This window comes from Belliella marina (assembly GCF_042682445.1).
In the GTDB taxonomy this organism is placed as follows: domain Bacteria; phylum Bacteroidota; class Bacteroidia; order Cytophagales; family Cyclobacteriaceae; genus Belliella; species Belliella marina.
Map to the genome: position 1 here is coordinate 274534 of NZ_JBHUHR010000001.1, position 13847 is coordinate 288380.

Sequence of the window (13847 nt, forward strand, 5' to 3'; positions counted from 1 at the left end):
AGTTGTGGATACTCGTCAATAACTCGTGCGCCGTGGCGTAGTAGACGATTATCCGCAAGATGATGGTTTGCTTACATCATTACTGGCAAAGTAGCGGATAATCATATTTTTTTATTAGGTAAGATCACAGGCAATTTTTTATTTAAGGCCTTTGACCCTATCTGGATTTTCTTCGAGAAACGATTTCCAGCCTGCATTTCTGCCTCTGGTCTGTATCCTTCCATCGTGAAAATGATGGCATAATGCCACCGCCAAAGCATCTGTGGCATCCAATAATTTGGGGACTTCTATCTGCAGCAAGGTCTTGATCATCGCAGCAACCTGCTCTTTGGAGGCATTTCCGTTGCCCGTCACTGATTGCTTGACTTTTTTAGGGGAATATTCCGTTATCGGGATCTCCCTTGCCAATGCCGCCGCCATGGCGACCCCTTGGGCCCTTCCCAACTTGAGCATGGATTGCACGTTTTCACCATAAAATGGTGCCTCCAAAGCCATAGAGTCAGGCAAAAATTCATCTATGATACCCGTGATCCTTTCGAAGATTTTTTTTAGCTTCAACTCATGTGTAGCATATTTTTTTAGATGGATTACCCCAAACTGAATCACAGAATATTTTTTGCCATCTATCAGAATCAGCCCGTATCCCATCACATTGGTCCCCGGGTCAATGCCGAGAATAATTTTTTCCTTTCCCTCTTTTTTCTCTAATTTACTCATTGATGCAATTTAGTTGAATTCATGTTAATATCTTACCTAAGTATTGGGATTGTTTATGTTTTTGTGATTTGCTTTTTTGGAGGGAAGTGGGGAAAAATTTCCTCCAAATCGAGGAAAATCCACCTAGGCCAAAAAGTTACCATCTTGGTCCCTTTCAGAAATGAAAAACGAAATTTGCCATTTATATTTGATTCAATTGAGCGTCTTGATTCCGAAGGCATAGAAATCATCTGGATAGATGACCATAGCGGGGATGGGTCTGTTTTGGTGATCCATGAACTGATCCACAATATCCATTCAAACAATCTACATAGAATCATTGACTCGGTAGGGATAGGGAAAAAAGAAGCGATAGAATGTGGTGTCAAGGCAGCGTCTTACGGGATAGTCCTCACTACAGATGCCGATTGTATATTGCCCCAAAACTGGATCGATCAAATGCTCGGTCCCTTTGCCGATCCCCAAGTCCAGTTTGTGGCGGGGGCTGTCATGAACAGATATTGCGAGACATTTTTTGAAAGATTCCAGCAGATAGAATGGGCTAGTATTTTGATGGTCACCAAGATATCTTTCGATAGGCAGTCGCCTTTGATGTGCAGTGGTGCAAATATGGGCTATAGAAAAAGTGCTTTTTTTGAAGTCAATGGGTACGAGGGGAATAGGGATGTGTTGTCAGGAGATGATGAGTTTTTGATGAAAAAAATCTACAGACATTACGGTGCCGATGCTTTGGTCTATTTAAATAATAAGGAAGCAATGGTACTGACAGAACCAATGGTTTCATGGAAGTCCCTTGTTTCACAACGGGCAAGGTGGGCTTCCAAATGGAAAGCCCATTCAATTCCCCATTCAGTAGCTTCTTTTACCCCGGTTCTGATCCAATTGTTTTGGGTCAGTAGTTTTGGGTTGCCACTTGCATTTGGATTTGAAGGACTGATGTGCTGCATCGCCGTTTGGGGATTGAAAATCTTGGGGGAATATTATTCCCTCAAGAAAGTCACCGATTTCTATTCCATGGATCTTCGTTTCGTTGATTTTGGAATCACAAGTCTTTTGCATCCATTTTATGTGCTTGGAGTAACTTTGGGGATCTTGTTTGGGAAAATATCTTGGAAGGGTAGAAGGGCTGATGCATTGGTTTTAAGGTGAGTATGGTGGAGTCGCAAGCTTGGGATTCTTGGTGTTCCCTTCATCAGGGGAATCACTTTTGGGATAAAATCTTCGAAGCTTGCCTTGGGCTGTCTCTCCACATACCTACAGTGATCAAACGGCAGGGGATCTGGCTTTAAGGGAGTGTCAATGGATGCTTCCCCTGCGAAAAAACCCTGTTGAGTATGATACTGAAATCAAAAATCTATAAATTAGCTTATATTTCTATACGATTATGACAGAAGAGGAGTTTGATTTACTGGATGAGCTGTACTTTGTACAGCACTTTGAATATTTAAAAGATATGCTTGGTTGGGAAGAGGATTTGCTTTTGGCTACCTTGCAGTCTCTATTGGACAAGGAATTTATCAAATGCCTCATTCAGCCTGACGAGGAGGTGTTTGGCGAAACCAAGCTTCAGGAGTCGGGCAAAACGTATTATTACCTTGCCACCAAAAAGGGGCTAATGAACCATAATTCAATCTAAGCAAACCATTGACTACAGAAACAGTAAAATACCAACGAAAAGAACTTGAGTTGAAGGCTCTGCTGGAGATCACCCAAGCGATCAACGAGAATAAAACTTCTTCAGTTTTATTGAACATCTTCAAGTTTACCTGTCTGGTACACCTGAATATCCGTTCCCTTTTGCTGTATGTGGTGGACCAAGATGGTTATAGGCAAAACATTTCACATGGGATAAAAGGCGCTGTGCCTGAGATCATCCCCCTGGATAAAGTCAATGACAACAAAGTGACCGGTGAGCTGAACATTGTTGTGGAGGAAGGCTATTCTTTTGATGAATTGGAGACTTATTTGCCGGTATATCATAAGGAAAAGATGCTTGCCATATTGTTTTTGATGAAAAAAGATGAGACAGCTGAGCTGGATTTGGATTTCACACAGGCATTGACGAATATATTGGTCGTGGCCCTTGAGAATAAAAGGTTTGCCAGAAAGCAATTGGAGCAGGAAAGACTGAAGAGGGAAGTTGAGATAGCTTCCAACGTGCAGCGGATGCTTTTTCCAGCCAATCTTCCCCAAAATGGTAAGCTTAAAGCCAAAGTGACCTATATTCCGCATTCTACGGTAGGAGGGGATTATTATGATCTGATACAGAAATCAGATGATGAAGTCTTTTTCTGTATTGCCGATGTCTCGGGGAAAGGGATGCCGGCAGCATTGCTGATGTCCAATTTTCAGGCAGCATTGAGGACCTTGCTTCGGAGTTCTTCGGATCTCAGGATGATTGTAGAGCAACTGAACTATACGATTTTTGAAAATACTGCTGGAGAGCGTTTTATTACATTCTTTTTGGGGTGTTACAACTTTAAGACCAGGGAATTGAGTTATGTGAATGCCGGACACAATCCCCCGATCCTTTGTTGGGAAGGGGAGATGAGGAGTGAGCTGCTGGAGGCGGGGACTACGATATTGGGGGCATTTGAAAGCTTGCCGTTTTTGGAAATAGGAAAGCGTTCGCATTTGAAAGGATTCGGTATCCACATGTACACTGACGGCCTGACGGAGAATTTCAACGATAAGGATGAAGAGTATGGAGAGGAACGATTGTGGAAATTTGTCAAATCCCAGTTATGTGTAGATCCAGATGATTTTCACAAAGAGTTTTTCAGGGAAATGGAAGCGTTTTCGAATGGGGTAGACAGGATGGATGATATTACTTTGATGAGTCTTAGATTCCAGTAGGATTATGGTCATCCATCATGTCCCAAATTTGATCCCTAAAATTTTCAAGCACTATACTTGGCACAAAGAGCGTACAGAGAAGAAAATCTATTTGACTTTTGATGATGGGCCTGTACCCGGAGTGACAGAATTTGTTCTGGATCAGCTGGAGAGTTTTGGGATGAAGGCCACCTTTTTTATGGTGGGGGATAATGTGAAGAAGTATCCAGGCTTGGCCAAGCAGGTAGTGCAGCATGGACATGGTGTGGGCAACCATACCTTTCACCATCTGAATGGATATAAAACACCAGATGGCCTATATGTCCAAGATGTGCTGGATTGCCAAAATTTATTGCAAACACAGTTGGGGGTTGACACAAGGCTGTTTAGGCCGCCTTATGGACGGATCACCAAAAGCCAGTACACGCGCTTGGCGCCAGGTCATGAAATCGTCATGTGGGACGTGTTGTCAGGCGATTATGACCCAAACCAATCAGCCAAGAAATGTCTGGAGAAAACCATCAAGTATTCACAAAATGGCTCTGTGGTAGTCTTTCATGACCAACTCAAAACAAAGGCGATTTTGGAAGACATGCTGGTGGATTACTTAAGTTTCGTACAGGATATGGGTTTTGAAACTGATATATTAAGATGATAGCGCTGGAGATCATAGGGGTGATGTTGCTGCTTTCCCAAAATTTGTTTTTGGTCATTCTGATCAAAACAAATTTCAGGAATTATTCAAAGCCCAAAGGCGAGGAATTGCCCTCCATCTCCATAGTCATCAGCTGTCGAAATGAAGCCAAGAACCTGCCTGCCTGTTTGCAGGCATTGGCAGCGCTGGACTATCCGGAGGATAAGCTTCAGGTTATCTTAGGGGATGACAATAGCAGTGACCAAACTGCGGAGTTATTGAAATCATGGGTAGAAGAGCGACCTTATGCCATTTTTTATAGTGTAGCCGAAAACGATGGCTCAAAGAAAATCAATGGAAAGGCAAATGCATTGTCCCAATTGATCCAAGAGGCTTCAGGGTCTCTTTTGCTGTTTACCGATGCAGACTGTATCGTCCCCAAGACTTGGGCTGCAGAAATGGTAACGACAGCCATGAACACAGGTGCTGGGTTTGTCACTGGGATCACCTATATCGAGCATAAGGATAGCTTTTCGGTTCTTCAGGATATAGATTGGACTTTTACTCTGGGAATGATTAAGGTATTGTCTGATATTGGTTTTTCTGTCACTTCTATGGGCAACAATATGCTGATCCCCACAAAAGCCTATGCTGCCGTTGGAGGTTTTGAAGGTATTCCGTTCTCCTTGACCGAAGACTTTGAGATAGCTACAGCGATTCAGAAGCAGGGGTATGTAGGGTTTCACCAGGTGGGTGTTGCCAACCTGATCCAGACTAAGGGGCAACCGGATTTTGCGAAATTGCTCGAACAGCGCAAAAGATGGATGCAGGGAGCTATGAAGCTTCCCTTTGTTGTCAAAATGCTATTGGCTTTACAAGCCCTCTTTTTGCCATTGGTTTTGTTGCTGATCTATAATTACATTGTACTAGGTTGGCTGTTTTGGTTGGCAAAATTCAGCTTGCAATCGTATTTTATCTTTGCGATGAAGAGGCAGATGGGGCAAAAAATCAAACCTGTTTACTTTGTCCTTTTTGAAATATATTTCCAATTTACAGCATGGGCCACAATACTTTATTATTTTTGGCCTTCGAAAACAGCTTGGAAGGGCAGGAAGTATTGAGAGGCTTGGAAAAGAAAGCCGCAATAAAAACCAAGAAGTGTCAAGTGTTTTCAGGACCTGACAAAAAATAGAATCTCGCAGAGAGTGCAAAGTTGCAGAGATCGGCAGGGGGATATGAGTTTAGAGACAAGATTTAAGATACAAGAAGCAAGACATAAGTGTATCTAAGACTACGTCACCTCGACGGCAGGAGAGGTCTCGTCCCGTCTTTGTATGAAGAAGCAGGAAAATGAAAAGTATTTATAAATTTCAGTTCGAGATTTCTCCCCGCAATTCTGCGGGACAGGCTCCACGCCTCCCAAAGGGGAGGTAAATTCGAAATGACCACTAGGTCACCACAATCCCGAAAGCATCAAGAGAGAGATCTTCTTACTTAGACTAAGAGGCATTTAAGAGGATTGAAAACAATAAGAAAAAGTGGCAGGCAAAACCAGGATATGACACCTCCCTTTTCCAATCATAATTAATTTTAACATAATCCACCTATAGCAATGCAATACCTTTTTTCTGATACGCACGCACATATTTACTCTCCAAAGTACGATTCAGATAGGGAAGAAGTGATCCGGGAGACGTTTGACTCCGGGGTAGAGAGGATCTATATGCCAAATGTAGATGTGGAGACCATCGACGCCATGCTTGAGGTGGAACTCAAATACCCCAAAAAATGTATCCCAATGATGGGATTGCATCCATGTGATGTCAAGAAGGATTTTGAGAAATCGCTTTATATAATGGAGGGTTGGATCAATCAGAGGGAATTTGCAGGGATTGGTGAGACCGGATTGGATTTGTATTGGGACAAGACTTTCTTCGAACAACAGCAGGAAGCACTCCGCATACAGATCCAATGGGCAAAAGACAAGAAATGGCCCATTATCCTCCATTGCAGGGAATCTATGGATGAAACCATCGAGATCATCAAAGAGATGAATGGCGAAAACCTGACAGGGATATTCCATTGTTTTACTGGGACTGTGGCCCAGGCAAACCAGATTACCGAAATGGGATTCAAGTTGGGGATTGGAGGGGTGTCTACCTATAAAAATGGGGGGTTGGATAAAGTTCTTCCGGAAATTGGTCTGGAAAATTTGGTGCTTGAGACAGATGGTCCTTATCTTGCACCTATCCCCCATAGGGGAAAGCGCAATTCCCCTGCCTATATCCCGATTATTGCACAGCGGGTTGCAGACCTTTGCGAGACAAGCTTAGAGGAAGTATCCAGAATTACCCAAAATAACACAAACCTAATTTTCCACAGTTTTAATCATGAATTATAAGATAGTCAGGCTCAATACAGCTGCCAAAAGTGAAATCACATCTTCCGTATTGATCATCTACACAGGGGGGACCCTGGGGATGGCCTATGATGAAAGTGGCTCCTTGGTGCCCTTCAACTTTGGGCAGATCCTGGACAAGATTCCAATCATGACCAGCATGAATGCCGCCATTACGGTGATTTCTTTCCCTGAGCCGATTGACTCTTCCAATGTCAACATGAGCCATTGGGTGGATATGGCTTATATAATTTATGAGAATTACGACAGTTACGATGGCTTTGTGGTATTGCATGGTACGGATACCATGGCTTATTCCGCTTCCATGTTGAGCTATATGCTCAAGGGGCTGAGCAAGCCTGTGATCTTTACAGGGGCACAGTTGCCGATTTCGGCCATGAGGTCGGATGCGCGGGAAAATTTGATGACTTCCCTGGAGATCGCCATGGCAAAGGCAAACGGGAAACCGATTGTGCCGGAAGTCTGCATTTTTTTCAACCATATGCTGCTTAGGGGAAATAGGTCTAAGAAAGTACAAAGTGTTCATTTTGATGCATTCGAGTCAGAGAACTACCCACCACTTGCCGAGTCGGGGATCATCATTGACTACAACTACGCTGCCATCAAGCCTTTTGAAGAGGGGAAAAAATTGAGGTATTTCAATCGTTTGGACAACAGGGTGATGGTGCTGAAACTCTTCCCGGGGATTACCCGCAATATAATAGAGAGCTGCTTTGTCATCAAGGGGCTGCGTGGTGTGGTGTTGGAGACTTATGGCTCTGGAAATAGCCCAAGTGAATCTTGGTTTATAGAGACAATGGAAAAAGCTGTCCAAAAGGGATTGATCATACTCAATGTCTCCCAATGCAATGGTGGGCGTGTAATCCAAGGCAGGTATGAGACCAGCAAGGATATGAAAAGGATAGGTGTTTTGAGTGGAGGAGATATCACCACAGAGGCTGCCATTACCAAGATGATGTTTTTGCTTGCCAACGAAAGCAGCGATTCTGAAATCCGAAGAAAATTGATCACGCCGATTGCAGGTGAGATGTCATTAACTGCACAGAATTGATAGGGGAGGTATTAAAAACAGTTGTTTTTGCTATTTGTCTATAGGTCAGTGAGATGTGTGGGTTTCTTTGGAGGTGGTACTTGGGCAGGCAAATTATAAATGGGGAAATTCATCAGAAAGTTTGCTTTGGCTGAAATTTATAATTTTCTTTGCACTCCGAATCAACTAGAGAGGTGTCCGAGTGGTTGAAGGAGCACGCCTGGAAAGCGTGTATACCCGTGAGGGTATCGAGGGTTCGAATCCCTTCCTCTCTGCCAGAATGGCTTTCAAACAGTATATAATCTCTAAATTCGAAGAAATTTAACATTTGAAAGACTAACCAAAGATTATTAAAAAGTGTGTTTAAAGCGTTTAAAGTGAGATTTTAACCACAAAAGCATCAAAGTTCTTTATCAAAAGCCTACAATCCGACGATTGTGGGCTTTTTGTTTTTGGTGCCTAGATCACCAAATTTTTCAAAAATCCCCATAATTTAAATGCGTCATTCGTGTAGTTCTCGATTTTTAAAAAAAAAGACGCATTGAAAACGGTGTGATCAATTGAAAAACAACATGTTATGTGATAAACATCTTGTTTGAAACTAGGTGATTTTCGAAATTTATTCATGTTATTAAACGTCAATACTATGTTAGAAAAGAGCTTTGGAATCATGTTTTTCCTAAAACCCACAAAAAAATGAATGAAAGATACATTTATGTCAGGGTCACAGTGAATGGCAGTTCAAAAGAGTTCTCCACCAAAAGGCTTTGGACGCAGGAAGGCTGGAATCCAAGTAGGGGTAGGGCAATTGGAAATAGGGAGGAGGTAAAGCAATTGAATGGGTTTTTGGATACTTTCCAAATAAAAATCTATGAGGCGAAATAAAGACCTCTAATGATATTTTAGAGGTCTTTTATTTGAAAATCCAAAAAATACCCCCTAACCGGAAAGGAATAATTGGGTTTGTATATTTTGAAGGTCTTTTTGAAATATACTTTTAAAGTAAGCTTCGGGGTTAAGCAGGAACTTTTCAAGACTGACGTATGAGCTAAGGTTCTTTGCAGCCACCATGACCATGGTCGAGAAGTATTCAGCCTCTTTTATCCGCCTATGAAGAACTGTAAACAGGAGGTTGAGTATTAATGCCACCCAAATCTGGATTTTGATCCCGTTCTCGCTGTCCGACAAAAAATATCTGAGCTCAAAATTCTGCTTTATCTGCTTGAAAAGCACTTCGATGATCCATCTATTCTTATAAAGAAGAGCTATAGTTAGCGCATCCAATCCCTTAAGATTGGTGATGAATTCCAGTGTTTCACCGCTTTCAGGGTCAGTATAAACCACCATTCTGGTCTCAACTGTCCGAGAAATCCCCTTCTCCCTGTAGCTCAGTGAGATAATCTGATCCTTGATGATGTCCATGGCATGCGGACAGTTAAACTCCCTGACTACTTCATACCTGGTATTGTCTTTTTTTCTGGTCACAAAATATCTGTTTGAACTGTCCCACTTTTCAAAACAGGAATAGCGGTTATATCCCTTGTCGAAAACAGCTATCCCATGCTCGGGCAGATCCATCACTTTTAAAAACATATTTTCATTTGTGGCCGCAGAACGGATACATATGAAGTTGGGAACGCCTTCTGCCAGATTCATTTTGGCAAATATCTTGGCACCACCTTTTTTCTTTCCGTTCAGGGGATTGCGTCCGGCCCCTTTGAGGATTTCTTTGAACAACGTGACCGTTGAGGAATCAAAAACCTCAACACAGCTGGGGTCGACCTCTCCACCGATATCGAGCCAATTTCCTGCCAAAGATGTCCTGTAGTATGAATACAATCCTTTGTATAGTTGCTCAAAAACACGATAACTGCGCTTACGGTTTGCATCAGAAAGGGTACTCCTGGCAGGTAGCTGCTTCATCCCAAAGGGAATAAGCTTGGTTATGATCAGGCAAATGTTTTTGCATACCTCTCTAAGACTGCTGTTTTTAGTCAACACGGCATAAAACATACAGATAAAGTGATCACCTGTTTTGAACTTCTTGTAATACCTGTCCGAGCATTCCTGCTCAACAATATGAGTAAATAGCTCTTTGGGAATAAGAGAGAGGAGTTGAGCGATAATATGATGCCCAGACAAAAATTTATTCTTAACTTGCATTATGTTGTTATTTCTTGGTCGGAACAACAATATAAAAAAGATGGGTAAGCTCCAAAAGGGCTGCCCATCTTTGATTTTTGTACTATTCTAGGATTTTATTTTTTATCTTGTCTCAGTTTTCGTACGACAGTAAAATTTTATAGAATCCTTATTCAGTAATTATTTACAATGATTCTCACAACAAATTACCTTTGAGAAAAAAGTGTTAGCCAAATCCATGGAACATTTATTCTACCAACCTATTTCCCAAAATTTATCTATCAATTTTTGATATTTTTCGCCTTCATGATTTAAATTGTAATACAGATCAAATCCTTCCAAAACATATTTTTCTTGGATTGTTTGCGACAAAACCTCAGCATCCTCATCACTAATTGACAAAAGAAAGCTACCATCACTGACCTTTTGCCATTGCACTTTATTATTAAAGCTTTGAAGTATGGAATTAACAATTTCAAATTCCTTTTTTTCTAAAATGATTCTGTTTATTTCCAAAGTGTATAGCTGTTTTGAAAGTTAAGGCATTTATAAAAATAGAGAATTTCGAGGATAAAAACTTTATCCTCCCATAAAACACACTTAAAAAAACGACCAAAAAGAGAGGTCATATCAACCCCTCGTCTGCGAATGAATAGTAGCTTTCTTCTATCAGGATTATATGGACCAACACGGTTATGTCAAAGAGTTTGCAGGCCTCTTTTACCTTTCCTGTCAACCTTCTATCTTGTTCTGAACTTTTCAAGTTCCCAGAAGGATGGTTATGCGAAAGTATCAACCCGGCACAGTTCCCTTTGATTGCAGCTGCCATCAACAGTTTGATATCTACGGTTACACAGCTTTTGCCAGCTCTTGCGATATTGCAGATCCCGATCACCTTGTTACATCTGCTTACAAGCATCACCTTGAATTCCTCTATAAACCCAAGGTTATCTTCATCCCAGTTTTCACGAAGCAACCGACTAGCATCCTGTGAACTGTTGATTTTAGGCATTAAAGGAGGTTTTACCTTGTGGCTGTAGGATAGTTTGATTTCTGCCACCTGATTGTCCTGAAAATTTCTGATTACCGTTTCCATAACATGTTCATTTAAGTTTTGAATTTGATTATGGTGCGGCATCAGCCATTTTGCCAATCAAGACCAAGAGGCAAAGGAATAAATGAGGGACTAGGAGAGAGGGCATGTGTTTATGCCGGAAGCTCTTGGGCGCTACAGCAGGCAAAAGGCTAAATTTGTACTGTAATGGAATTCCAAAAAATAATGATCTTGATTTTTATAAAGATACTTTGATCGTTGTCAAAAGTCGATTTCAATTGGCTTAATTGCAATTACTTGAAAATAGAAAAAGAAACTAAACTTGTCATGATAATACATATTTGGTTTAGGAGAGGTCATCGTTTCTAGATTTTTTGGCTTTAAAGGATCATTCTTAGGAAAACTAAAATTTTTAAATGGCAGACAGTCCGTCATTTTAGTCGAAATAATTCCTGTGTTTGTCGAAAATATTTTATTCAAAGGGGACTATTTTATTATTTCAACCTCAAGAAAAGAATACATATGATTCAAAATCGAAATTATATGCTTTCATCTTTAAAAAATAAATAGAAGAAACATGGAACAGGTTAGTCGAATTCTCTCAGCAATGTTAATGGGGATAATGTTTTGTTCTGTTGCTATAGATGCTAAGGGACAGATAAAAGGCAGGGTAATGGAGAGTAGTGAATCAGGAGCTCCGTTTGCTACTGTTCAACTACTTTCTTCCAAAGACAGTAGTATGGTCAAAGGAGCTATTACTGACGAAGAGGGCGAGTTTGTTATTCAAACAGCAAACCCAGGCGAGTATTTATTAGGGATTAGTTCAATAGGTTATTCTTCCTACAAAGGAGAGGTGTTTACTTACAATGGTGATTTAAAGGTACTTTCTCCAATCGTTCTTAGTGAGTCAGCTGTAGCGCTTGATGAAGTGGTGGTGAAGGGGCAGAGGCCAGTAATGGAAAGAAAATCTGATCGGTTTGTCATGGACGTCACTGCCAGTTCATTTCAAGCAGATAACTTAATGGATATTTTTAGGGCATTGCCATTTGTCCAGATCAGTGATGGTGGTATTGCTATCAATGGACGTCCCAATGTTTTGATTGTATTGGACAATGTACAGATGCCTGGTGCAACAATGAATACAATACTTGAAAATATGACAGGAGATGAAATAGAAAATATAGAATTCATAACGAATCCATCTTCTCGATATCCATCCAATATCAATTCAGTAATCAGAATAACTACAAAAAAGTCAAAGAATTATGGACTTACCGGGAGTGCCAGAGGAAATTTCTCTCAGGGAGTCAAGTTTCGGGGAAGCGGGGGAGTATCATTAATATATCGTAAGGAAAAATGGTTTGCAGATCTAAATGTAAATTATTCATCAAACAACTTTTTCCTGGATAGAAATGGCTACAGAACAATGACCATAGATGGCGTGCCGCGTGTATTCAATGAAATTTATGAATCTATTACTGTTTGGAACACCCTCATGCTTAGAGGAAGGGTTGAATACAGTTTTTCTCCAAAACATGCTTTTGGAATTCAGGCCAATTACTCAAACAAAGATGTTCCTGATAGATCTTTGAGTAATAACCGAATAGATTTTTCCAATAACATTGGAGGGGTAGCTGACTCAACGCTTGTGAGTGATGCGATTACCTATGGGTATCAGAATACTCAAAATTATAGTGCCTATTACTCTGGTAAGTTAGATGACAAGGGGAAACGTATGGATTTGGTATTAACCTACACGCCAATTGGAAATAGAAATAGTGATGCAATGTTTTTTCAAGATATGCTTTCCTCAGAAGGAGACCTTTTAGCCAATCTACCAGTTGTTAGAAATACAGCTGTCAGTAATGCTAAAATCTATGTAGGACAACTGGATTTTGAGTTGCCATTTGAAAATGGATGGAATGGAACGGCGGGAGCCAAGGTGACTTTATCTACCAATAAGACTAGACCCTTTCAGGAAGTAAAGCAAAATGACCTTTTTGTAAAGGAAGAAGAGTTTAGCTTTCAAAATGACTTTGAAGAGCAAATATGGGCAGGGTATGGTTCCTTAGGAAAGACGTTTGGGAAGACAACCATTGATGCAGGCTTACGGGTAGAGCACTCCACGATGTTGGTACAAGACTTGGTTGAAAGTTCCGTTCCAGTTGATAGGGTATTTACAGACTTCTTCCCTACTTTGATGATTTCTAGGCCACTATCGGAACAGGTAATAATGAGTATTAATTATAGGGAAACAATTAGTCGCCCCGGATTTTCTGTTTTGACCCCATATCGGGTTTATAGAGATGATTTTACCATAATGGAAGGGAATCCAGAACTTCGTCCCCAGTATAATAGATCCCTAACTATCAATAGTGTTATAAAGGACAACCTTTTTCTTGAATTAGAATACAAGCAAGAACGAGATGTTTATACCCATATTCCCGAACTGGTTGATAACACGATGATTCTTAAGATGAGGAATTTTGATCTGGATTACTATAGTTTGACCATGAACTACAGTTACCAATTTACAGATTGGTGGTCAGGCAGTGTATTTGGTATGGGAGCTTTGTACAATGGGAGGATGTTTCAGGAAAGCTTCAGGGATATCGAAATCCCGCAAAGCTTTTTTCACACTTTTGGTATTAACAATACCTTAAGCCTACCAAAGAATCTTAAGTTAGATTTAGGATATAACTATACAGGGCCATTTCATTATGGTCTGGTGAAGACAATAACCAATCAATTTACGAGAATTGCCTTAAGTGGGGGATTGTTTGAAAATAAGTTACGCTATACGATTTCTGCATTGGATGTGTTCAGGGGTAGTTTTGAAGGGGGAGAGATTACTTCATTCAATACTTTTATGAGATCAGTAGATTACAGGGATGCACGAAGACTTCAAATCGGTCTTGTTTACTCCTTTGGCAAGAAAACTGTGAAAAGAGCAAGCAGTAAGGGGTTAGGTAATGAAGATGTAATAGATAGGGTGGATTGATTTTATTAATGATAG

The 13847-nt window shown here is 40.7% G+C and carries 13 protein-coding genes and 1 tRNA gene; 10 read left to right on the top strand and 4 right to left on the bottom strand.

The window, feature by feature from the left end; all coding sequences use genetic code 11:
* Positions 1-138: 138 nt before the first annotated feature.
* Complete coding sequence (gene ruvC / locus ACFSKL_RS01115) at positions 139-717, bottom strand: crossover junction endodeoxyribonuclease RuvC (protein WP_376882601.1); 579 nt, start codon at positions 715-717, stop codon at positions 139-141.
* A 21-nt stretch (positions 718-738) separates the two neighbouring features.
* Between ruvC and ACFSKL_RS01120 the strand changes: the two genes are divergently transcribed.
* The 9 genes from ACFSKL_RS01120 to ACFSKL_RS01160 all read left to right on the top strand — a co-directional run bounded on the left by ACFSKL_RS01120 (position 739) and on the right by ACFSKL_RS01160 (position 8520).
* Positions 739-1866 (top strand): glycosyltransferase, encoded by a 1128-nt coding sequence (locus tag ACFSKL_RS01120; RefSeq protein WP_376882603.1) that lies wholly within the window; start codon positions 739-741, stop codon positions 1864-1866.
* 235 nt (positions 1867-2101) lie between these two features.
* A complete protein-coding gene (locus tag ACFSKL_RS01125) occupies positions 2102-2353 on the top strand; it encodes a hypothetical protein (protein WP_376882606.1) in 252 nt (83 codons plus the stop codon).
* An 8-nt stretch (positions 2354-2361) separates the two neighbouring features.
* Complete coding sequence (locus tag ACFSKL_RS01130; RefSeq protein ID WP_376882609.1) at positions 2362-3573, top strand: SpoIIE family protein phosphatase; 1212 nt, start codon at positions 2362-2364, stop codon at positions 3571-3573.
* Positions 3574-3601: 28 nt separating this feature from the next.
* Positions 3602-4207, top strand: a complete 606-nt coding sequence (locus tag ACFSKL_RS01135) for a polysaccharide deacetylase family protein (protein WP_376882611.1) — start codon at positions 3602-3604, stop codon at positions 4205-4207.
* Positions 4204-5307 carry a glycosyltransferase gene (locus ACFSKL_RS01140; RefSeq protein ID WP_376882614.1) on the top strand — a complete coding sequence of 368 codons (1104 nt, stop codon included), beginning with the start codon at positions 4204-4206 and terminating at the stop codon, positions 5305-5307. The genes ACFSKL_RS01135 and ACFSKL_RS01140 overlap by 4 nt, the downstream gene beginning before the upstream one ends.
* A gap of 491 nt (positions 5308-5798) precedes the next feature.
* Positions 5799-6587, top strand: coding sequence for a TatD family hydrolase (locus ACFSKL_RS01145; RefSeq protein WP_376882616.1), 789 nt, complete (start codon positions 5799-5801; stop codon positions 6585-6587).
* Positions 6577-7656 (top strand): asparaginase, encoded by a 1080-nt coding sequence (locus ACFSKL_RS01150; RefSeq protein WP_376882619.1) that lies wholly within the window; start codon positions 6577-6579, stop codon positions 7654-7656. The genes ACFSKL_RS01145 and ACFSKL_RS01150 overlap by 11 nt, the downstream gene beginning before the upstream one ends.
* Positions 7657-7823: 167 nt before the next feature.
* Positions 7824-7913 (top strand) — tRNA-Ser (locus tag ACFSKL_RS01155).
* Between the two features lie 418 nt (positions 7914-8331).
* Positions 8332-8520 carry an Arm DNA-binding domain-containing protein gene (locus ACFSKL_RS01160; RefSeq protein WP_376882621.1) on the top strand — a complete coding sequence of 63 codons (189 nt, stop codon included), beginning with the start codon at positions 8332-8334 and terminating at the stop codon, positions 8518-8520.
* A gap of 54 nt (positions 8521-8574) precedes the next feature.
* Here ACFSKL_RS01160 and ACFSKL_RS01165 read toward each other — a convergent pair whose 3' ends face one another.
* The 3 genes from ACFSKL_RS01165 to ACFSKL_RS01175 form a co-directional block, all read right to left on the bottom strand.
* A complete protein-coding gene (locus tag ACFSKL_RS01165; protein WP_376882623.1) occupies positions 8575-9798 on the bottom strand; it encodes an IS4 family transposase in 1224 nt (407 codons plus the stop codon).
* A gap of 231 nt (positions 9799-10029) precedes the next feature.
* Positions 10030-10293 (bottom strand): hypothetical protein, encoded by a 264-nt coding sequence (locus ACFSKL_RS01170; RefSeq protein ID WP_376882626.1) that lies wholly within the window; start codon positions 10291-10293, stop codon positions 10030-10032.
* Between the two features lie 109 nt (positions 10294-10402).
* Positions 10403-10873, bottom strand: coding sequence for a JAB domain-containing protein (locus ACFSKL_RS01175; protein WP_376882628.1), 471 nt, complete (start codon positions 10871-10873; stop codon positions 10403-10405).
* Positions 10874-11453: 580 nt separating this feature from the next.
* Here ACFSKL_RS01175 and ACFSKL_RS01180 point away from each other — a divergent pair.
* The gene (locus ACFSKL_RS01180; RefSeq protein WP_376882706.1) at positions 11454-13832 is read left to right on the top strand and encodes a TonB-dependent receptor; all 2379 of its coding nucleotides are present in this window, start codon (positions 11454-11456) and stop codon (positions 13830-13832) included.
* Positions 13833-13847: the final 15 nt, after the last annotated feature.

Coding starts and splice junctions, on each gene's coding strand:
- ruvC (WP_376882601.1), bottom strand. CDS start 717: ATGAGTAAATTAGAGAAAAAAGAGGGAAAGGAAAAAATTATTCTCGGC.
- ACFSKL_RS01160 (WP_376882621.1), top strand. CDS start 8,332: ATGAATGAAAGATACATTTATGTCAGGGTCACAGTGAATGGCAGTTCA.
- ACFSKL_RS01165 (WP_376882623.1), bottom strand. CDS start 9,798: ATGCAAGTTAAGAATAAATTTTTGTCTGGGCATCATATTATCGCTCAA.
- ACFSKL_RS01140 (WP_376882614.1), top strand. CDS start 4,204: ATGATAGCGCTGGAGATCATAGGGGTGATGTTGCTGCTTTCCCAAAAT.
- ACFSKL_RS01125 (WP_376882606.1), top strand. CDS start 2,102: ATGACAGAAGAGGAGTTTGATTTACTGGATGAGCTGTACTTTGTACAG.
- ACFSKL_RS01120 (WP_376882603.1), top strand. CDS start 739: ATGTTAATATCTTACCTAAGTATTGGGATTGTTTATGTTTTTGTGATT.
- ACFSKL_RS01150 (WP_376882619.1), top strand. CDS start 6,577: ATGAATTATAAGATAGTCAGGCTCAATACAGCTGCCAAAAGTGAAATC.
- ACFSKL_RS01180 (WP_376882706.1), top strand. CDS start 11,454: ATGTTTTGTTCTGTTGCTATAGATGCTAAGGGACAGATAAAAGGCAGG.
- ACFSKL_RS01175 (WP_376882628.1), bottom strand. CDS start 10,873: ATGGAAACGGTAATCAGAAATTTTCAGGACAATCAGGTGGCAGAAATC.
- ACFSKL_RS01145 (WP_376882616.1), top strand. CDS start 5,799: ATGCAATACCTTTTTTCTGATACGCACGCACATATTTACTCTCCAAAG.